The 19,855-nt window shown below is 71.4% G+C and carries 17 protein-coding genes; 1 reads left to right on the top strand and 16 read right to left on the bottom strand.

What is annotated here, in order from left to right; all coding sequences use genetic code 11:
* Positions 1-440: 440 nt before the first annotated feature.
* From tyrS to ACPEH0_RS13235, 13 genes are all read right to left on the bottom strand, one after another.
* A complete protein-coding gene (tyrS, locus tag ACPEH0_RS13295) occupies positions 441-1,754 on the bottom strand; it encodes a tyrosine--tRNA ligase (RefSeq protein ID WP_366214390.1) in 1,314 nt (437 codons plus the stop codon).
* Positions 1,755-1,804: 50 nt separating this feature from the next.
* Entirely contained in the window at positions 1,805-2,500 is a 696-nt protein-coding gene (locus ACPEH0_RS13290; protein ID WP_217531344.1) for a hypothetical protein, read from the bottom strand.
* On the bottom strand, positions 2,497-3,138 hold the full coding sequence (locus ACPEH0_RS13285) for a SatD family protein (RefSeq protein WP_217531345.1): 642 nt from the start codon (positions 3,136-3,138) through the stop codon (positions 2,497-2,499). Before ACPEH0_RS13285 ends, ACPEH0_RS13290 begins: the two co-directional genes overlap by 4 nt.
* Before the next feature lie 88 nt (positions 3,139-3,226).
* Positions 3,227-4,657, bottom strand: coding sequence for an argininosuccinate lyase (gene argH, locus ACPEH0_RS13280; RefSeq protein ID WP_366214389.1), 1,431 nt, complete (start codon positions 4,655-4,657; stop codon positions 3,227-3,229).
* On the bottom strand, positions 4,654-5,781 hold the full coding sequence (locus tag ACPEH0_RS13275) for a heparan-alpha-glucosaminide N-acetyltransferase domain-containing protein (protein WP_366214388.1): 1,128 nt from the start codon (positions 5,779-5,781) through the stop codon (positions 4,654-4,656). The genes argH and ACPEH0_RS13275 overlap by 4 nt, the downstream gene beginning before the upstream one ends.
* A complete protein-coding gene (gene argF / locus ACPEH0_RS13270; protein ID WP_366214387.1) occupies positions 5,760-6,683 on the bottom strand; it encodes an ornithine carbamoyltransferase in 924 nt (307 codons plus the stop codon). Before argF ends, ACPEH0_RS13275 begins: the two co-directional genes overlap by 22 nt.
* Positions 6,680-7,939 carry an acetylornithine transaminase gene (locus ACPEH0_RS13265; RefSeq protein WP_366214386.1) on the bottom strand — a complete coding sequence of 420 codons (1,260 nt, stop codon included), beginning with the start codon at positions 7,937-7,939 and terminating at the stop codon, positions 6,680-6,682. The genes argF and ACPEH0_RS13265 overlap by 4 nt, the downstream gene beginning before the upstream one ends.
* Complete coding sequence (argB, locus tag ACPEH0_RS13260) at positions 7,936-8,835, bottom strand: acetylglutamate kinase (protein WP_366214385.1); 900 nt, start codon at positions 8,833-8,835, stop codon at positions 7,936-7,938. The genes ACPEH0_RS13265 and argB overlap by 4 nt, the downstream gene beginning before the upstream one ends.
* Positions 8,832-9,989 carry a bifunctional glutamate N-acetyltransferase/amino-acid acetyltransferase ArgJ gene (gene argJ / locus ACPEH0_RS13255; RefSeq protein ID WP_366214384.1) on the bottom strand — a complete coding sequence of 386 codons (1,158 nt, stop codon included), beginning with the start codon at positions 9,987-9,989 and terminating at the stop codon, positions 8,832-8,834. The genes argB and argJ overlap by 4 nt, the downstream gene beginning before the upstream one ends.
* Positions 9,986-11,032 (bottom strand): N-acetyl-gamma-glutamyl-phosphate reductase, encoded by a 1,047-nt coding sequence (gene argC, locus ACPEH0_RS13250; protein WP_366214383.1) that lies wholly within the window; start codon positions 11,030-11,032, stop codon positions 9,986-9,988. Before argC ends, argJ begins: the two co-directional genes overlap by 4 nt.
* A 209-nt stretch (positions 11,033-11,241) precedes the next feature.
* Positions 11,242-12,234 carry an NAD-dependent epimerase/dehydratase family protein gene (locus ACPEH0_RS13245; RefSeq protein WP_366214382.1) on the bottom strand — a complete coding sequence of 331 codons (993 nt, stop codon included), beginning with the start codon at positions 12,232-12,234 and terminating at the stop codon, positions 11,242-11,244.
* 48 nt (positions 12,235-12,282) lie between these two features.
* The gene (locus tag ACPEH0_RS13240; RefSeq protein WP_366214381.1) at positions 12,283-13,863 is read right to left on the bottom strand and encodes a hypothetical protein; all 1,581 of its coding nucleotides are present in this window, start codon (positions 13,861-13,863) and stop codon (positions 12,283-12,285) included.
* Entirely contained in the window at positions 13,845-14,615 is a 771-nt protein-coding gene (locus tag ACPEH0_RS13235) for an ABC transporter ATP-binding protein (RefSeq protein ID WP_366214380.1), read from the bottom strand. Before ACPEH0_RS13235 ends, ACPEH0_RS13240 begins: the two co-directional genes overlap by 19 nt.
* A gap of 57 nt (positions 14,616-14,672) precedes the next feature.
* Between ACPEH0_RS13235 and ACPEH0_RS13230 the strand changes: the two genes are divergently transcribed.
* Positions 14,673-15,797, top strand: coding sequence for an AAA family ATPase (locus tag ACPEH0_RS13230; RefSeq protein WP_366214379.1), 1,125 nt, complete (start codon positions 14,673-14,675; stop codon positions 15,795-15,797).
* Between the two features lie 6 nt (positions 15,798-15,803).
* Here the strand turns inward: ACPEH0_RS13230 and ACPEH0_RS13225 are convergent, their stop codons facing one another.
* Genes ACPEH0_RS13225 through pheS form a run of 3 tightly spaced genes read right to left on the bottom strand, consistent with a single transcriptional unit; the run spans position 15,804 to position 19,804 of the window.
* Positions 15,804-16,196 carry a hypothetical protein gene (locus tag ACPEH0_RS13225; RefSeq protein ID WP_366214378.1) on the bottom strand — a complete coding sequence of 131 codons (393 nt, stop codon included), beginning with the start codon at positions 16,194-16,196 and terminating at the stop codon, positions 15,804-15,806.
* 57 nt (positions 16,197-16,253) lie between these two features.
* Positions 16,254-18,764: a phenylalanine--tRNA ligase subunit beta gene (pheT, locus tag ACPEH0_RS13220; RefSeq protein ID WP_366214377.1), complete on the bottom strand. Its 2,511-nt coding sequence runs from the start codon at positions 18,762-18,764 to the stop codon at positions 16,254-16,256.
* Entirely contained in the window at positions 18,764-19,804 is a 1,041-nt protein-coding gene (gene pheS, locus ACPEH0_RS13215; RefSeq protein ID WP_366214376.1) for a phenylalanine--tRNA ligase subunit alpha, read from the bottom strand. The genes pheT and pheS overlap by 1 nt, the downstream gene beginning before the upstream one ends.
* Positions 19,805-19,855 lie beyond the last annotated feature (51 nt).

The raw sequence follows: 19,855 nt of genomic DNA, 5'->3' as shown, positions 1-19,855 counted from the left end.
CGAGGTTATTTGGCATTTGACAAGTGCACGCTGTTGAGTTCTCAAGGATCGGATGCTCCCACACCACCCCCGCAAGGGCTTCGTAGTGAGGCAACGTCACTGACTCTTCGCTCGACTCCCGATCAGGACGGCACGCAACGATCAGAAGATCGTGTCGGGCTCATCACCACGGGGCTTCGAGGTGGAGTCCCCATCCTAGACCACAAGGCCTTGTTCTCTCTAGGAGAGGTTTGGGATGGATTTCGTTCTCCGCTTGAGGGGGCCGGAGGCCTTTCGGTCTCTCGCTCTTCCCTGTGGGGCGAACAAGTAATAAGTTACGCCGCTCCCCCGGGTCGGGCAAATCATGTTCGCATCCCGGGCGTGTCGCGCAGGAATCCGCGCCGTACGCGCAGAGGCCGCCCTCCCCACGGCGGGGACGACGGCCTCTCGGAACGCCGCGGTCAGGAGACGAACACCCCTGCGAGGGTCTTCTTGCCCCGCCGCACCACCGACACACCACCGGGAAGCGAACCGGAGACGACGTGCTCCTCGTCGGCGACCTTGACGCCGTCGACCGACACCCCGCCCTGGGCGATCGCGCGGCGCGCCTCGCTCGCGCTCGACACGAGACCGGTCTCGAGCAGTGCCTGGACGACCGGCACGCCGCCGGCGGCGGTCATGTGCGGGAGTTCCTCCAGCGCGGAGCGCAGCGTCGGGGCATCCAACGCCGTCAGATCACCCTGACCGAACAGGGCGTCGGACGCCGCGGCGACCGCGGTCGCGGCATCCACCCCGTGGACGGTCGTCGTGACCTCCATCGCCAGCCGGCGCTGCGCGGCTCGGCGGAAGGGCTCATCGGCCACGAGCCGCTCGTACTCCTCGATCTCGGAACGCGTCAGGAAGGTGAACACCTTCAGTCGCGCGATGACGTCGGCGTCGTCCGTGTTGAGCCAGAACTGGTACATCCGGTACGGGCTGCACATGTCGGCATCCAGCCAGACGGCGTTGCCCTCGCTCTTGCCAAACTTCGTCCCGTCGCTGTTCGTGATGAGCGGGGTGCCGATCGCGTGCACGGACGACCCCTCGACCCGGTGGATGAGGTCGGTCCCGCTCGTCAGGTTGCCCCACTGATCGCTGCCACCCGTCTGGAGGACGCAGCCGTACTGGCGGTGGAGCTCCAGGAAGTCCATGCCCTGCAGGATCTGGTAGCTGAACTCGGTGTAGCTGATGCCCGCATCCGAGTTCAGGCGGGCGGCGACGGCATCCTTCTTCAGCATCGTGCCGACGCGGTAGTGCTTGCCGATCTCGCGGAGGAAGTCGATCGCACTCAGGGGCGCCGTCCAGTCGAGGTTGTTCACCATCCGGGCGGCGTTGTCCCCCTCGAAGCTGAGGAACCGCTCCACCTGACCGCGCAGACGCTCGACCCACTCGGTGACGGTCTCACGGGTGTTGAGCGTGCGCTCCGCCGTCGGCCGCGGGTCCCCGATGAGCCCGGTGGACCCACCGACGAGGCCCAGCGGCTTGTGCCCGGCCAGCTGCAGCCGTCGCAGGAGCAGGAGCTGAACCAGGTTGCCGAGGTGCAGGCTCGGAGCGGTCGGGTCGAACCCGCAGTAGTACGTGATCGGCTCCCCCGAGAGCATCTCGCGGAGCGATGCCTCATCGGTGGACACGTGCACGAGACCACGCCAGACGATCTCGTCCCACACGTTGGCGAAGGACGGGTCGTTGGCGGGCGCGAGGGCCTTCAGTTCGGCGCTCGGAGCGGATTCAGACACGTCTTCCAGGCTATCAGCGGGCGTGTGGCGGCCCCGCGTGCCGGCACGGCTCAGACCGACGTCCCCCACCAGAGGAGGAAGGCGGCACCGAGCGCCGTCACCCAGCTGACCAGGCTGCCGATGAGGAAGTACTCGGCGCGCGTACCCAGGTCGCTGTCACGGGAGATCTCGGGGAACCGCACGATGCCCTTCGCCGCGAGGACCGCAGCCAGGAGCGTGAACGCGCCGGTCACCGTCAAGGCGAACACGAGCACACGCTCGAGCGGGCCGATGAGGCGGCCGCCCTTCAACGCGTTCGGGGCATCGGCGGCGACGTCTCCCCCGCGGAGCGCGGCACGGACGACCACGTTGCCGGATTCGCTCAGGAAGACGACCGCACCGAGCACGAACAGCGCCACGTCCAGGCTGACGGCGCCGAGGGGGGAATCCGCAGGCCACGACTCGCCCAGCGGCCCCTGATTCAGGCGCACTCCGTCGAACGCGACCGCGACGAACGCGACGACCGCGACCGCGACGAGCGGCCAGAGACCCGCCCGGCCCCCAGCGGAGCCGGGCGTGGCGAGGACCCAGACGGCCGCGACCGCGACGGCGACGAACGCCCACACCACCGCGTCCGCACCGGCGGCACCGATGAGGACGACGAGGGCGGCGACCGCGTACGCACCGGCGCGGCCCCGAGACGGAACGTGCAGGCGGATGAGGTCGGCGACACCCACCGCCAGAAGGACGATCCCCGCGCCGATCACGAGAGCTCCCGGCTCAGGTCGGCGAAACCCGCGACGAGCGCCGCGGATCCCGCCGACGCGAGCGCCTGCGAGACCGCGGGCTGGGTGACGCCCTCGGCCTCGGCGAGCTCCCGTTGGGTGCGGCCGAGGCAGCGTCCGTAGGTCAGCCGTCGCGTCCGTTCGCTCATCGACGCGACGAGATCGTCCCGCGCGAGCAGGTAGGCGTTGGCGTACGCGATGCGGTGGAGCATGACGGCATCCTGCCCCTCCGCGGCGGCGATGCGGGTGCGCGCGCGCGGCACGGCGCGGTCCTGCAATCGGTGGGCCTCGTCGATCGCCGCCCGGGCTGCCCACCATCCGGGTCCGTCCGTGATCGACTCGTCGACCGGGTTCACCGCGCCGACACCGACCCCGAACCTCAGCTGAACCCCGTCGGGGAGGTGCAGCTGCACGAGCAGCAGGGACGTCAGCGCCGCCGCGAGTCCCGGGTAGACGGCTTGGAACTCGTCCCCGACGGTCGCGGTGAGGGGTGCACCGGCGACCGGGTGGTCCGCGTGGACGCGTTCCGCGGTCGCCACGATCGCCCGCTGCGCCGCCGCGCGGTCCGGAAGGCGGCGTGATCCGACGATGTCGGCGATCACCGCTGCGTCGTCGCTCATAGGGACAGGGTAGGACGCTTATGCCGAGCTGGCAATAAGCTTTTTACTTATTTTGTCGAGGAGATAAGTGAGGGAGACGGTCGCAGAGTCACGCGCTCAGGGCGCGAGCGAGTTCCTGGGTGCGCGCGACGAGCGCGGCGCGCTGCTCCGAGACCCGCACCGGAGCCGTCCCACCGGACCCATCCCTGCTCGCCACCGATCCCTCGACCGTGAGCACCTCACGCACCCCCGACTCCAGGTGCGGTGACACCTCGGCGAGGAGGGCGTCGTCGGCATCCGCCAACTCGATCCCGCGCGACTCGCACGCCTGCACCAACGCCCCGGAGATCTCGTGCGCGTCGCGGAAGGGAACGCCGCGCTTGACGAGCCAGTCCGCGACATCCGTGGCGAGGGAGAAACCCTCGGGAGCCGACGCGGCCATCCGCCCGGTGTCGAACCGGAGAGTCGCGATCATCCCCGCGAACGCCGGCAGCAGCACCTCGAGGGTCGCCACCGAATCGAAGACCGGCTCCTTGTCCTCCTGCAGATCGCGGTTGTACGCCAACGGCAGCGCCTTGAGCGTCGCGAGCAGACCGGCCAGGTTGCCGATGAGGCGACCCGACTTGCCCCGTGCGAGTTCGGCGATGTCGGGGTTCTTCTTCTGCGGCATGATGCTCGAACCCGTCGAGAAGCCGTCGTCCAAGCGGACGAAGGAGAACTCCCGCGTGTTCCAGATGATGATGTCCTCGGCGAAACGCGAGATGTCCACACCGATCATCGCCGTGATGAAGGCGAACTCGGCGACCACGTCGCGGGCGGCCGTGCCGTCCATCGAGTTCTCGGCGGGCCGGGCGAGACCCAGCTCGTCGGCGACGAGCTGCGCGTCCAGGCCGAACGTGGCACCGGCGAGCGCTCCCCCGCCGTAGGGCGAGACCGACGCGCGGACCGACCAGTCGCGGAGCCGCTCGAGGTCGCGGACGAGGGGCCAGGCGTGCGCCTGGAGATGGTGGGCGAGCAGGACGGGCTGCGCGTGCTGCAGGTGCGTGCGACCGGGCATGATCGCCTGGGGGTGCGCCTCGGCCTGCGCGACGATGGCATCGATGACACGCACGAGATCACGCGCGATCACGCGCGAGTGATCGAGGAGGAACAGCCGCACGAGCGTGGCGATCTGGTCGTTGCGGCTGCGTCCGGCCCGCAGCTTGCCGCCCAATTCGGGGCCCACCTCGCGGATCAGCGCCGCCTCGAGGGCACCGTGCACGTCCTCGTCCGACTCGGTCGCGACGAGCTCGCCCGACCGCACCGCCTCGCCGAGCGCATCGAGGCCCGCGTGCATCCGGGCCTCCTCGTCGGCGGTGAGGTAACCGGCACGTCCCAGGGCGCGCGCGTGCGCGTGCGAACCGCGCAGGTCGTAGAGCGCGAGGGCCCAGTCGAAGTGCGTCGAGCGGCTCAGCGCAGCGAGCTCCGGGGAGGGGCCCGAGGCGAAACGCCCGCCCCACAACGCACCCTGATTCGTTGCTTCGTTCTTGCTCTCGCTCACGACTCCACCCTATCGGCGGGCTCCCCGCCGTCCGTCGGCACCGCTCGCCGCGACACCGCCGCGAGCGCACTCTCGAGCGGTCCGCGGCCGACGAGGATCGCCCACAGGCTGCACAGGACGATCGCTCCCAGGAAGAACCACCCGAGCGGATGCAGATCGCGGAACGCCCGCAGGTCTGTCGTGTCGCCGAGCACCGCGAGGGCGATGAGAGCCCAGGCGACGACCTGGCCGACGTAGGCGGTCAGGGGCATCGACCCGACGGCGCGCAGAGGTGCCAGCACCCAGGTCAGCGGCGTCCGGCACACGAGCAGGCACGCGCCGAGGACGGCCATCGCGAACCCCGTCGACGACACGACCTCGACGATCCCGCCGCTGTGCGCCTCCGCACTGAGGACGGCCGCGGCGTAGGAGTCCGGTGGCGCCCCGCCGGCCATGTCCGCGAGGAGCCCGATGACCGCGCCGAGCGCCGTGAGTGCGACACCCGCCGCGAGGATCAGCGCCTGGGTGCCCGCCCGCCGCAGATCGGTGCGCCCCAGCGCCATCCCCGCCGCGACGAAGGCGATCCACAGCGGGAAGGGGTAGGCCCACCCGACGGCGAAGAAGAGCGTCTCCCCCGCCTCGCCGTCCCAGATCGGCAGGGCGTCGAGGAACGGCAGGAACCAGGGGACGACGAGGGCGACGGATGCCGCGATCGCCCACAGCGCCCACGCCGGAAGCGCCAGCAGGGGCAGTGCGAGGAGGAAGAGGATGCCGTAGGCCGGCAGGATCACGTAGATCGGGACGCCGGTCTGCGTCAGGAGCAGACCGATCGCCCACAGCAGGACGGCCCGGACCGCGAGACGACGGCGGTCGACCCCCAGCCGCGGGGCGCGGCGCGGCATCCGTCCCCCGGTCATGAGCGCGATCGAGACGCCCGCCAGCACGGCGAACAGGATCGAGGAGCGCCCGTTGACGACGTCGATCCACGTCGCAGGGTCGGCGATCCGCAGCGGCTGCTCGATGGTGAGCAGGTGGGCGGCGAGCATCCCGAACACCGCGAGGGCGCGGGCGAGGTCGACGCCGTGGAGCCTGGCGGGGCCGTTCCAGCTCCGCCAGGCACGGCTCACTGCTGCCGGAGCAGCCACACCAGCAGCGCCTTCTGCGCGTGCAGGCGGTTCTCCGCCTCGTCCCAGACGACGCTCTGCGGACCGTCGATGACATCCGCATCCACTTCGTACCCGCGGTCGGCGGGGAGGCAGTGGATGAAGATCGCGTCGTCCTTCGCGAGCGTCATGGTCTCCTGGGTCACCTTGTAGGAGCCGAGATCGCGCAGGCGGGCGATCTTCTCCTCCTCCTTGCCCATCGAGACCCACGTGTCGGTGACGATGACGTCGGCACCGGCCGCGGCCTCGTTCGGGTCGGTGAAGAGGGTGAGCGATCCGCCCGTCTCCGCAGCGATCCGGTCGGCGTCGGCGACCACGTCCGCCCGGGGCGCGTAAGCCTCCGGCGAGGCGATCCGCACGTGCATGCCGGCGGTGACGCCGGCGAGCGCGTACGAGTGCGACATGTTGGAGAGACCGTCGCCGAAAAACGTCAGCGTCAGACCCTTCAGCTCGCCCTTGTGCTCGCGGATGGTGAGGAGGTCCGCGAGCAGCTGGCAAGGGTGGAAGTCGTCGCTCAGCGCGTTGACGACGGGGACGCGGGTGCCCGCCGCCATCTCCTCGAGACCTGCCTGCGCGTAGGTGCGCCACACGATCGCAGCGACCTGACGCTCGAGGACGCGCGCCGTGTCGGACGGGGTCTCCTTGCCGCCGAGCTGACTGTTCGCCGTCGAGATGATGAGCGGGGACCCGCCGAGGTCGGCGATGCCGACGGCGAACGAGACACGGGTGCGGGTGGAGGACTTGTCGAAGATGACGGCGACGGTCTGCGGACCCGCGAGCGGCTTCTCCTTCCAGCGGTCGCCCTTGAGCTCGACCGCGAGGTCGAGGATCTCGGCCTGTTCGGCGGGGGTCAGGTCGTCGTCGCGCAGCAGGTGGCGGGTCATGCGGGGGCCTCCGTCGTGTCAGAAGTGTCGTCGGTACCGGGGGTGTCGTCGAGCATCAGGGCGTCCTCGACGGTGGCGAGGGCGCGGGCGAACAGCGTCTGGAACTCGTCGATCTCGACATCGCCGATCGTGAGCGCCGGCGCCAGGCGGATCGTCGCGTCGTTCGCGGCGTTGATGATGAGCCCGTGCTGCTGCGCCGCGGCGACGACGGCTCCGGCGACGGGATGCCGCAGGGCGACCCCGATGAGAAGCCCCTGGCCGCGGCATCCGGTCACCAACGGGGAACCGATCGCCGTGACCGCGTCGCGGATCTGCCGGCCGCGTTCGGCGGCCGCCTCGACGAGTCCCGCTCGTTCGATCTCGTCCAGGACGGCCGACGCGACCGCGGTCGCGAGCGGGTTGCCGCCGAAGGTCGACCCGTGGGTGCCTGGGTAGAACAGGTCGCTCGCGGCGCCGAAGGTGACGAGCGCGCCGATCGGGATGCCGTTGCCGATCCCCTTGGCGACCGTGATCGCATCGGGGGTGATCCCGGAGTGCTGGAAGGCGAACCATGCCCCCGTGCGACCGGCGCCGGTCTGGATCTCGTCGATGATCAGGAGCGCGCCGTGGCGCCGGGTGATCTCGCGCGCGGCGGCGAGGTATCCCTCGGGCAGTTCGAGCACGCCGGCCTCGCCCTTGATGGGCTCGACGAACAGGGCGGCGACGCGGTCGTCGATCGCCGCCTCGAGCGCCTCGATCGTGGAGTCGAGGAACTCCACACCCGGGACCATCGGCTCGAACGGCTGCTGCATGGCGGGCTTGCCGGTGAGGGCGAGGGTCCCCATCGTGCGCCCGTGGAACGCGTTCTTCAGGGCGAGGATGCGGGGGCGCTCGGATCCGCCGTGCAGGCGGGCGAGCTTGAAGGCGGCCTCGTTGGCCTCGGCGCCGGAGTTGCCGAAGTAGACCCGACCGGACTCCCCCGTGCCCGCCAGCCGCTTGAGGCGGGCGGCGAGCCCGAGCTGCGGCGGCGTCGCGAAGTAGTTGGAGACGTGGCCGAGGGTGGCGGCCTGGTCGGCGACCGCCTGCACGAAGACCGGGTGCGCGTGACCGAGCGAGATCACGGCAATCCCACCCAGGAAGTCGAGGTAGCGCGTGCCCTCGTCGTCCCACAGGTGAGCGCCCTCCCCGCGCACGAGCATCGCGTAGCGTTCGCCGGAGTTGAGGACGAGGTCGCGCGCGGCATCGTCCTTCCAGGTCGTCGTCGTCTGCACGGTCATCCCGCCACCACCTCGGTCCCGATCCCCCGCTGTGTGAACAGCTCGACCAGCACCGAGTGGGGCTGGCGTCCGTCGATGATCGCGGCGCGGTTCACGCCGCCGTCAACAGCGTCGAGGCATGCCTGCATCTTCGGGATCATCCCGGATTCCAGGCGCGGCAGCATCGTCCGCAACTCCGTCGCGGTCAGGTTCGAGACGAGCGAGTCGCGGTTGGGCCAGTCGGCGTAGAGCCCCGCGACATCGGTCAGGATGACGAGCTTGACCGCGCCGAGCGCGACCGCGAGGGCGGCGGCGGCGGCATCCGCGTTCACGTTGAGCGAGCTGCCCGGATCGTCGACGTCGGGGGCGATCGAGGAGACGACCGGTACGCGACCGGCGGCCAGCTGATCGAGGATCGGCTGAGGGTCGACGGCGACGACGTCGCCGACGTGCCCGAGGTCGTGCTCGGCGCCGTCGACGACGACACCCCGGCGCCGCCCCTGGAAGAGCCCGGCGTCCTCTCCGGACATGCCGGTCGCGAACGAGCCGTGCGCGTTGATCCGCGAGACGAGCTGCGGGTTGATCTGCCCCGCCAGGACCATGCGCACGACGCCGATGGCCTCGGTGCTCGTGACGCGGTAGCCACCCTTGAACTCGCTCGGGATGTCGAGACGGTCGAGCATCTTCGAGATCTGCGGGCCACCGCCATGGACGACGACGACCTTCACACCGACGTGGTGCAGGTAGGCGATGTCCTCGGCGAACGCGGTCTGCAGCTCTTCGCTGACCATCGCGTTGCCGCCGTACTTGATGACGACGATCTGCTCGCGGAAACGCTTGAGCCAGGGAAGGGACTCGACGAGGACCGCGGCCTTGCCGGTGGCCTCTTCTGGGGTGGTCTGCTGGATGTCGGTCATGACGAGTAGGCGCTGTTCTCGTGGACGTAGTCGTGGGTCAGGTCGTTGGTGCGGATCGTCGCCGCGGCATCCCCGACGCGCAGGTCGATGAGGATGTGCGTCGCGCGGGGCGTCAGGTCGACCTCCTCGCGGGGGCGATCGGGGCCGCCGGCCGTGCACACGCGGACCCCGTTGAAGGACACGTCCACGTCGTAGGGGTCGAAGGCGGCATCCGTCGTCCCGATCGCCGCGAGCACGCGACCCCAGTTCGGGTCGTTGCCGAAGATCGCGGCCTTGAAGAGGTTGTTGCGCGCGACCGAGCGGCCCACCGTGACGGCGTCGTCCTCGCTCGCGGCGCCGACGACCTCGATCGTGATGTCGTGGCTCGCCCCCTCGGCGTCGCCCTGCAGTTGCGTCGCGAGGTCGAGGCACAGCTCGGTGAGAGCGGCCGCGAAGTCGGCCGGGTCGGGTCGGATGCCGCTGGCTCCGCTCGCGAGGAGCGTCACCTGGTCGTTCGTCGACATGCAGCCGTCGGAGTCGAGCCGGTCGAAGCTGACCCGCGTCGCCTCGCGGAGCGCGGTGTCGGCGGCCGCGGCATCCAGATCGGCGTCGGTCGTGATGACGACGAGCATCGTCGCCAGCCCCGGGGCGAGCATGCCGGCGCCCTTGGCCATGCCGCCGATCGTCCAGCCGTCGCGGCCGACGACGGCGCGCTTGGGCCGGGAGTCGGTGGTCATGATGGCGAGGGATGCCGCCTCGCCCCCGTCGGCGGAGAGGGCGGCGACCCCCTTCTCGACGCCGTCGAGGACCTTGGCACGGAAGACCTCGTCCCCCGTGCCGATGAGCCCGGTCGAGCACACGAGGACATCGCCGGCGCCGACGCCCAGGAGCTCGGCGGCCCTCTCGGCGGTCTGGTGCGTGGTCTGGAAGCCGAAGGGTCCGGTGAAGCAGTTCGCTCCGCCGGAGTTGAGGACGATCGCCTCGACGACGCCGTCCCCGATGACCTGCTGCGACCAGAGGATGGGGTTCGCCTTGGCGCGGTTGGTGGTGAAGACGGCCGCACCGACCTTCTTCGGACCGCGGTTGACGACGATCGCGACGTCGTTCGCTCCCGTGGACTTCAGGCCGACGGCGACGCCGGCCGCCTCGAATCCCTGCGCTGCCGTGACACTCACGGGGCTACACCGTTCACGCTCAGACCCGTCGACTCGGGGAGACCGAGGGCGATGTTCATCGATTGGATCGCGGCACCCGCGGTGCCCTTGACGAGGTTGTCGACCGCGGCGACCACGACGACGCGGTTCGCGGCGCGGTCGATAGCGAGGCCCAGGAGCGCCGTGTTGGCGCCGAGGACGTCCGCCGTGCGCGGGAACCGCCCCTCGGGCAGCACCTGGACGAACGTCTCGTCGGCGTACGCGGACTCCCACGCCTCCCGGATCTGCGCGTCGGTGGCACCGGGCACGATCGGCGCCGTCGAGGTCGCGAGGATGCCGCGCGCCATGGGGACGAGAACGGGGGTGAACGAGATCCGGATGTCGGCGGCGGGCGCGGCGGCGGCGAGCGCCTGACGGATCTCGGGGATGTGGCGGTGCGTGCCGCCCACGGCATACGGGTTCGCGCTGCCGAGGATCTCGGAGGCGAGGAGGTTCGTCTTGAGGCTCTTGCCCGCTCCGGACGGGCCGACCGCGAGGACCGACACGATGTCGCCCGGGTCGATGACGCCGGCGGCCACACCGGGCGCGAGACTGAGCGACACGGTGGACGCGTTGCACCCCGGCGCGGCGATCCGCCGCGCACCCGCCAGCACGTCGCGCTGCTTCCCCCCGTCGACGAGGAGCTCGGGCACGCCGTACGCCCACGGCTCGGGGAAGTCGCCGCCGTAGAACTGGTCCCACGCGGCCTGGTCGGTCAGTCGGTGGTCGGCACCCGCGTCGATGACGAGGGGGACGTCCGCCAGCGTCTCGGTGTACTGCGTGGACTGACCGTGCGGCAGGGCGAGGAAGACGACGTCGTGGCCCGCGAGGACCTCGGGCGTCGTGTCCTGCAGGGTGAGGTGCGCGAGCGAGCGCAGGTGCGGCTGATGGTCGCTGAGCGGCTGCCCGGCGTTGGAGTGCGCCGTGACGCTGCGGATCTCGACCTCGGGGTGAGCGGTGAGCAGGCGGAGGATCTCGCCGCCCGCATAGCCGGAAGCGCCGGAGACGGCGACCGAGATGGTCATGGATTCAACCTTATTGTCTGGGGGGGAACGGGGCCGGAACGGCGACACCTGCGGCTCACTCCGAGACGCGGAGCACAGCGGGAGGGTCGCCTAGCGTCGGCGGTCGCCCAGACGTCGACGCGCGCGCGAGCCCGCGGAGGCGGGGAGGATCGCGGCGGAGGACACACCGCGACGGTATCGCCGCGGCATCCGGTCCCGCAAATCGACGGTCACGACGCCGTCGCGGGACCCTCCGTCAGGATGCGCAGGAGGTCGAGCTCCGCGGCGCGCTCGAGCCCCGACCCGCGTGAGCGCGAGACACCGCGGGCGCGCTCGTCGTCGAGGACCCGCGCGGTCGTCTCGGCCAGGGGACGGATGCGGCCACCCGCCGCGCGATAGGCCGCGTTGCTGCGCGTCGCGAAGCCGCGCATGTCGTCGGGCAGCCACAGCGGAAGGGACCGCGGACCCATCCAGTGGCTCACGCCGTGGCGTTCGAGCCAGTCGCCCGGAGCGACCTGCACCTGACCCGTGTGCCCCGAGAGCCGCTGCACGAGGGCGACGAACCCCGCGAAGGGATGCGGCTCGCCCACCGCGTTCACGACACCCTCGAACGCGCGGGCGCCGGCCGCCACGATGAAGTCCGCCAGGTCGTCGACGTCGATCACCTGCACCCTGCCCTCCGTCTGCGGCACGAGGACCGGCCCGTCGGCCGCCGCGGCGAACCGTGCGGGCCAGTAGCCGAACCGGTCGGTCGGGTCGCCGGGGCCGACGATGAGTCCGGGTCGGACGATCGCGAGCCGTGCGGCGAGACCGTCCGCGGCGCGCTCGGCGGCGACCTTCGCGCGGGCGTAGTCCTCCTCGTCGCCGTCCTGCCACGCGGGGACGATCTCGGCGGTCTCGTCCGCACACTCCTCGTCCGCTCCGGCGTACACCGAGACGCTCGATACGTAGGTGGCGTGCGCTGCGCGACCGCCAAGGGCGTCCGCAGCGGCCCGCACGTACGACGGGACCGAGGAGACATCGACGACGTCGTCCCAGTCCCGGTCCGCGACCTCGCGATAGGCATCGGGCGCCGCGCGGTCGGCGACCACGAGACGGGCGCCCGCCGGCGCGGCACGGTGGCCGCGCGCGAGGCAGGTCACCTCGGCGCCGCGGTCGACCCACCGCTGGGCGATGCGGGATCCGAGCCAGCCGGTACCGCTGAGGATGAGGATGCGGGTCATGCCCCCATCGAACCAGCGGGGGCCGCCGGGCGACACCCCGCGCTGCGATCAGCTCGGGAGCGCCCGGATCTTCGCCAGCAGGTCGGGTCCGGTCCGGTCGAGGAGGCGACCGCCAACGACGATGCCGAGGACGGCGATCACGACTCCCTCGACGACGCCCACCGCGAGCGCGACCCAGGTCCAGACCCCGTCCTCGGTGGTCGAGGCGTAGGCGGCGACCGCGATCGTCGGCGTCGACAGCGCGATGACGACACCCCACACGACGAAGGCGAGCAGTCCGTTGACGAAGGTCTGGCCCGGCACGCTCTTGAACGGGCTGTCGCCCGGAGCCGCCACAGGGCTGATGATCAGCGCCGACGAGACGGCGGAGACCCCGTAACCGACGAGGACGATGCCCACGGAGGCGCCCAGCGTGATCGGGAGTGTCGCCAGATTGCCCGAGAGGACCGCGGTCACGGTCGCGAGCAGGACGATGAGCGGCAGTCCGACGCACGCCGCACCCAGGGTGCGGCCGGCCCGGTCGGCCACGCCGCGCACACCCGTGGCGAGGACGGTCGCGTACGCCGTGCCGTCGTAGGAGACGTCGGTGTACCCGGCGATGGAGAGCATCAGCGCCGCGAAGACGGGCGAGAAGCCGAAGAAGAACCCGTCGGTCCCGCCGGTGACGAGGAACACGATCGGCAGGAGAGGCACGACCAGGAGCTGACGGAGGTACCGCGGGTCGCGCAGCCAGCCGTTCAGCGATCGCGCCCAGGTCGCACCGACGCCGCCGGTCGGCAGGAGCCCGAAGAGGCCGAGGCGGCCGGCAGCCGCCACCTTGCGGGTGCGGCGCGGCGCGGCATCCGTCCCCGCGTCGATGACCCGCGACCACACCACCCACAGCGCGCCGACGGTGGCGACCGCGATGCCGAGGCGCGCCACCGCCGACAGGACGTCGCCCGCGGCGAGCGCGGGGGCGACGCCCCACGCGGCGCCGATCGGGGTCCACGGCAGGACCGCGGCGGCGGATGTGAGCCGCGTCACCAGGTCGCCGCCGGCGTCGAGCAGGGTGAGGACGCCGGTGAGGATCGGCCCCGACAGGACGAGCAGGATCAGCACGACCGTGCCGATCAGTTCGCGGCCGCGGCGGTTGCCGCCCAGGCCGCCGGAGAGTTCGCCGACGAGACGGGAGGCGAGGACGCAGGTGAGAACCGCGAGCACGGCCGCGGGGATCGAGACGACCGCCGCCAGCGGCCACCTCACCCACAGGATGACCGTGCTCAGCGCCGCGAGGGTCGTCGCGATGCCGGGGAGACCGGTCAGCCCGGTGCCGCCGAGCGCGAGCATCGTCTGGGTCCGGGTGAACGGGAAGACGGCGAGGCCGCGCGCGTCGATGGACGTGTCCATGCCGGTGAGGAGGATCGGACCCAGCACCCATCCCAGCAGCAGCGCGCTCCCCCCGAGCACCGCCACGACGGTGGCGGTCCCGAGCGGTTGGAAGACGGCGAGCGCCACCATCCCCGCGACGATCGAGACGAGCGCGCCGATGGCCCAGAGCGCGCCGAAGATGAAGCCCACGAGCTGCCACGGGCGACGTGCCAGCGTGTTGGCGAGGGCGCGGTACCGCAGCTTCAGGACTGTCGCAACCACTGCGGACCCTCCGACTGGTGGCGTCCGCCCACGAGCGAGACGAACCGGTTCTGCAGGCTGTCGCCGGCGCGGACCTCGTCGACGGTCCCCGCGGCGAGCACCCGACCGGCGGCGATGACGGCGACGTGGTCGCACATGCGCTGCACCAGGTCCATCGAGTGGCTGGAGACGATGACGGATCCGCCGGAGGCGGTGTACCCGCGCAGGACGTCTTCGATGTTCGCCGCCGAGACGGGATCGACCGATTCGAACGGCTCGTCGAGGACCAGCAGACGCGGCGCGTGGATGAGGGCGCAGGCGAGCGCGATCTTCTTGGTCATGCCGGCCGAGTAGTCCGCGACGATCGACCCGGCTGCGGCGCGCAGGTCCATGAGGTCGAGGAGGTCCGACACCCGCTGGCCGATCTCCTCGCGGGGAAGACCGAACATCATGCCCGTGTAGGTGACGAGCTGCTCCCCCGTCAGGCGGTCGAACAGCCGGATGCCGTCGGCGAGGTTGCCGATCATGCGCTTGGCCGTCGCGGGGTCGCCCCACACGTCGACGCCGTGCACGTGGGCACTCCCGGCGTCGGGCTTGAGCAGCCCGGTGGCCATCGACAGGGTCGTCGTCTTGCCGGCGCCGTTAGGGCCGACGAGCCCGTAGAACGATCCGGCGGGGACCGTGAGGTCGATGCCGGCGACGGCGGTGACGGAGCCGAACTGCTTCACCAATCCGGTCAGCTGCAGGGCGGGGACGGTCGGAGAGTCGGTCACCGGCCGAGCCTAACCGCCCCGACCACGCGTGTCGGGGCCGACTGGCACAGTGGAGGGATGCTGCGCACGCTCGCCGTCTCGGGTTACCGGTCGCTTCGCGACCTCGTGATCCCCCTGCAGGAGCTCACCGTCGTGACCGGCCCGAACGGCTCGGGCAAGTCGAACCTCTACCGCGCCCTGCGGCTGCTCGCCTCCGCCGCGACCGGCGACCTCATCGGCGCCGTCGCCCGCGAGGGCGGTCTGTCCTCGCTGCTCTGGGCGGGCCCGGAGAACGGCGGCGATCAGGGGACGGTGCGCCGTAACCCGATCGCGGTGCGACTCGGGTTCGCGTCCGACGAGCTCGGTTACCTCGTCGATCTGGGCATCCCGCAGGCGTCGCAGGACAGCGTGTTCGCGCGGGACCCCGAGATCAAGCGCGAGCAGATCTTCGCCGGCCCGCTCGCCAAACCGTCGACGCTCCTCATCGACCGGCTGCGCGCCCAGACGCGCGTCCGTGACGGCGGCTGGGTCTCGCTCGACCAGAAGCTCGCCCCCTTCGAGAGCATCATCATCGACCTCGCCGACGGCGACACCGCACCCGAGCTGCTGGGTCTGCGGCGCATCATGAACGGCTGGCGGTTCTACGACCACTTCCGCGTCGATGCGGACGCCCCCGCGCGGCGCCCGCAGGTCGGCACGAGATCCCCCGTGCTCGCGCACGACGGATCGAACCTCGCCGCCGTGTGGGCGACAGTGGTCGACGCGGGGTTCGGCCGCCTGCTCGATCGGGCGGTGGACGAGGCGTTCCCGGGCAGTCGGGTGCGCATCGCGGCATCCGACGGCCTCCTGCGACTCACCCTGACGCAGCCGGGCCTGCTCCGGCCGCTGGATGCCGCGGAGCTCTCGGACGGCACGCTGCGCTACCTGCTGCTCTGCGCGGCGCTGCTTCCCGCCCGGCCGGCGCCGCTCACGATCCTCAACGAGCCCGAATCGAGCCTGCACGTGAGCCTGCTCGCGCCACTGGCGAACCTCGTGCGCGCGGCGGCCGCACAGACGCAGGTCCTTCTGGTGTCGCACGCCGCGGGGCTCATCGACGCCCTCCCCGACGCCCACCGGATCCCGCTCGAACGGCACCTCGACGGCACACTCGTGAGCGGTCAGGGGCGACTCGAGGGTCCGCCGTGGAACTGGGGCACGCGCTGACGCGGGTCAGAGCGTGATGAACGAGGCCGCGACGACGAGAGCAGCCATCACGACGGCGACCACCGCGCCGAAGATCGTGAGCGAGCGGAGCACCGCGTAGCCCCGATGCCCCGCGGGCGCACGCCGCGCACGTACACCTGCGGCGATCGCCGCGATGCCGGCGAACACGAGCCAGACCGCTCCGCGCGGGACGATCTCGGCCCAGGCGCTGGGGAAGAAGACGGCTGCCTGCGGGAACAGCCATGTCCCGTACTGCCACCCCGTCGCGAACGCGACCACGCTCATCACGATCGTGAGCAGATTGACGATCGCCAGGGCGCGGATGAGGACCGCTCCGCGCGGCATGCGCAGCGGCGCGCCGTCCTCGGACGGTCGGGCACCGGCAGTCGTGGATGTCATGACCGAAACGTACCCCTCGGTCGGCCGACCCCGCAGTCGGCCGTTCGGGGGACGTCGTCAGTCGCGGATCGTCGCCCCGAAGCGTTCCGCGGCGACGGCGACACCGGCGAGCTTCGCGTCGGTGGCCTCCGATGCTGTCAGCGTGCGGTCGTCGGCGCGGAACCGCAGCGCGAACGTGAGGCTCTTCGACCCGTCCGCGACGCCGGCACCGCGATAGTCGTCGACCAGGCGCAGATCCTCGAGGAGCTGCCCCGCGCCGTCGACGAGGGCGGCCCGCACGTCACCGGCGGCGACGTCCGCCGGCACGACGAGGGACACGTCCTGCGTCGCCGCGGGGAAGGTCGCCAGTGAGGGGGAGACCTCCGGTTCGCGCACGAGCGACAGGATGCCGTCGAGGTCGAGCTCCGCGACGAACACGCGTCCGTGCAGGTCGGCCGCCTCGGCGACGGCCGGGAGGAGCTCGCCGACGTAGCCGACCTCATCACCGCGGACGGTGAGGATGCCGGTGCGCCCCGGGTGGAGCGCTGCGCGCTGACCCTGCTGCACGTCGATCTGCACGCCCGCCGCGGCGGCGATCGTGCGGACCGCGCCGAGCGCGTCCGCGAGGTCGTACGGCGCCGCGGCGCCGCCGGGACGCTTGACCGCCGCGTTGCCGTGGAGAAGCACGGCGACGTGCCGCGGCTGCGGCGGGATCGAGCCGTGCAGGGCCGCGAGGGTCTGCTCGTCGGGGCGCTGCGCGAGCGGCGGGACGGTGTCGGTGCCGTAGGTCACGCCCTCGTCGGGGGTGAAGACGCTGCCCGACTCGAAGAGCGCCAGATCGGTGAAGCCGCGCGAGACGTTCCGGTGCGCGATCTGCAGCAGACCGGGCAGGAGCGAGCGTCGCAGGTACGGCGCCTGGCCGTCGAGCGGGTTCGCGAGACGGATCGAGGGGACGTGCTCCCCCGCCGCCGAGCCGTGGAGGTCGTTCTGCTCCTCGGTCGTGAACGGGAAGGCGACGACCTCGACGAACCCGGCCGCGGCGAGCGCGTTCGCGACGCGCCGGCGTCCGCGCTGGTGCGGCGTGAGTCCGCGCCCGGACGGCGGCGTCGGGAGGATGGAGGGGATGCGGTCGAGCCCGTGGATGCGGGCGACCTCCTCCGCGAGCGTCCAGCGGTCGGTGAGGTCGGGACGCCAGGACGGCGGGATGACCTCCCAGGCCTCGCCCTCGTCCGCGACGTCGCATCCGATCGTCTCGAGGGCGCCGACGACCTCGTCGTCTGAGTAGTCGACGCCGATCAGGCCGGCGGTGAAGGTCTTCGGCAGCTCGATCGAGGGGATGAACACCTCGGCGAACAGTGCGCCGCCGGTCTCCGTGTCGAGGGTGCCGCCGGCGAGCTCGACCATGAGGTCGGCGACGCGGCGGGCGGCGACGAACGGGATGAGCGGGTCGACGCCGCGCTCGAAGCGTCGCGACGCCTCGCTGGGCAGCTTGTGCCGGCGGGCCGTGCGTGCGATGGACACGGTGTCGAAGATCGCCGCCTCGATGAGGACGTTGCGCGTGGCATCCCCCATCTCGGTCCTGCCGCCGCCCATGACACCCGCCAGGCCGATCGGGCCGGACGCGTCGGTGATGAGCAGGTCCTCGGTGTGGAGCGTGCGCTCCTTGCCGTCGAGGGTCGTGAGCTTCTCCCCGGCGGTCGCGCGACGGACGGTGATGCCACCGGTCAGCGTGTCGAGGTCGTAACCGTGGATCGGGTTGCCGAGTTCGAGCATCACGTAGTTCGTGATGTCGATCAGGATGCCGAGGGAACGGATGCCGGCGAGCGTGAGCCGCGCGGTCATCCACGGCGGCGTCGGGCGGGAGGGGTCGACGTCGCGCACGATGCGGACGACGAACTCGCTCGCGCCGGGGTTGCCGTGGATGGGCGCCGCGTCGTCGATCGCGACGGGGAATCCGCCGGTCGGCTGCTGGAGCTCCTCGAAGTCGCGCAGACCCGGGTCGCGGAAGGTCGCTCCCGTGGCGTGGGCGTATTCGCGTGCCACGCCGCGAATCGACAGGGCGTAGCCGCGGTCGGGGGTGACGTTGATGTCGACGGCCACGTCGTCGAGCCCCAGGAGGGCGATCGCGTCGGTGCCGACGTCGGGGTCGAGACCGAGCTCGGTGAGGCGCAGGATGCCGGAGTGCTCGTCGCCGAGGCCCAGCTCCTTGGCTGAGGCGATCATGCCGTCGGAGACATGACCGTAGGTCTTGCGTGCCGCGATCGGGAAGGGCCCGGGAAGGACCGCACCGGGCAGGGTCACGACGACCTTGTCGCCCTCGGAGAAGTTGCCGGCACCGCAGACGATGCCGCGGATGCCGCCGTGCGCCTCACCGACGTCGACCTCGCACCACCGGATGGTCTTGCCGTTGGACTGCGGTTCGGCCTCGAACGAGACCACACGGCCGACGACGATCGGTCCGCTGAGGTCGAACGTGTGCACGTCCTCTTCCTCGAACCCGACCGAGACGAGCGACGCGAGGACGTCCTCGGGGGTCGTACCGGGCGCGACGTCGACGTACTCGCGCAACCAGGAGAGCGGGACGCGCATCAGACCACCATTCCGAACTGCTCGCTGAAGCGGACATCGCCTTCGGCCATGTCGCGCATGTCCTGCACATCGCTGCGGAACATGAGGGTCCGCTCGATGCCCATGCCGAAGGCGAAGCCCGAGTAGACCTCGGGGTCGATGCCCGCGGCGCGGAGGACGTTGGGGTTCACCATCCCGCATCCGCCCCACTCGATCCAGCGCGCCCCGCCCGGGAAGGTCGGGTGCCACAGGTCGAGCTCGGCGGACGGCTCGGTGAACGGGAAGTAGTTGGTGCGGAACCGGGTCTTGGCCTCGGCTCCGAAGAGGACCTTCGCGGCGTGGTCGAGCGTGCCCTTGAGGTTCGCCATCGTGATGCCCTTGTCGATCACGAGGCCCTCGAACTGCGTGAACGCGGGCAGGTGGGTCGCGTCGAACTCGTCGGTGCGGTACACCCGTCCCGGGCAGAGGATGTAGATCGGCACTTCGCGCTCGAGCATGGAGCGCACCTGAACGGGGCTCGTGTGCGTGCGCATGACCAGGTGACGCGCCACCGGGTCGACGAAGAAGGTGTCCTGCATCTGACGCGCAGGGTGGTCGGGGGCGAAGTTCAGCGCGTCGAAGTTGAACCACTCGTGCTCGAGCTCGGGACCCTCCGCGATCTCCCACCCCATGCCGACGAAGAGGTCGGCGATCTCCTCCTGCAGGAGCGAGATCGGATGCCGCGCCCCGACACGCGTCGCGGGGACGATCGCGGTGATGTCGACGCGCTCGGCCTCGAGCTTCGCCGCCGTCTCGGCCGCGGCGAGCTCGGCCTCACGGGCGGCGAGCGCCTGGTTCACGCGACCGCGAGCCTGACCGACGAGCTTGCCGGAGGCGGCCTTCTGGTCGTTGGGGACGTTCCGCAGCTCGGCGTTCAGACGCGCGAGCGGCGACCCCTCCGCGGTGTGGGCCGAACGGGCGGCTTTCAGCGCGGCGGTGTCGGGAGCGGCAGCGAAGGCGGCCAGCGCCTCGGCGACGGCGGCATCCACCGCCTCGGGGGTGATCTGGGGTGCGTCGGACACGAGAGACGAGTCTACCGGCGGGCCGGAGCCCGCCCCGCCGGTAGACCGACG

This window comes from Microbacterium sp. NPDC079356, assembly GCF_049545465.1.
GTDB lineage: Bacteria > Actinomycetota > Actinomycetes > Actinomycetales > Microbacteriaceae > Microbacterium > Microbacterium gawkjiense.
Note: the sequence above shows the minus strand (reverse complement) of the source record. Positions and strands in the feature narration are given on the sequence as shown.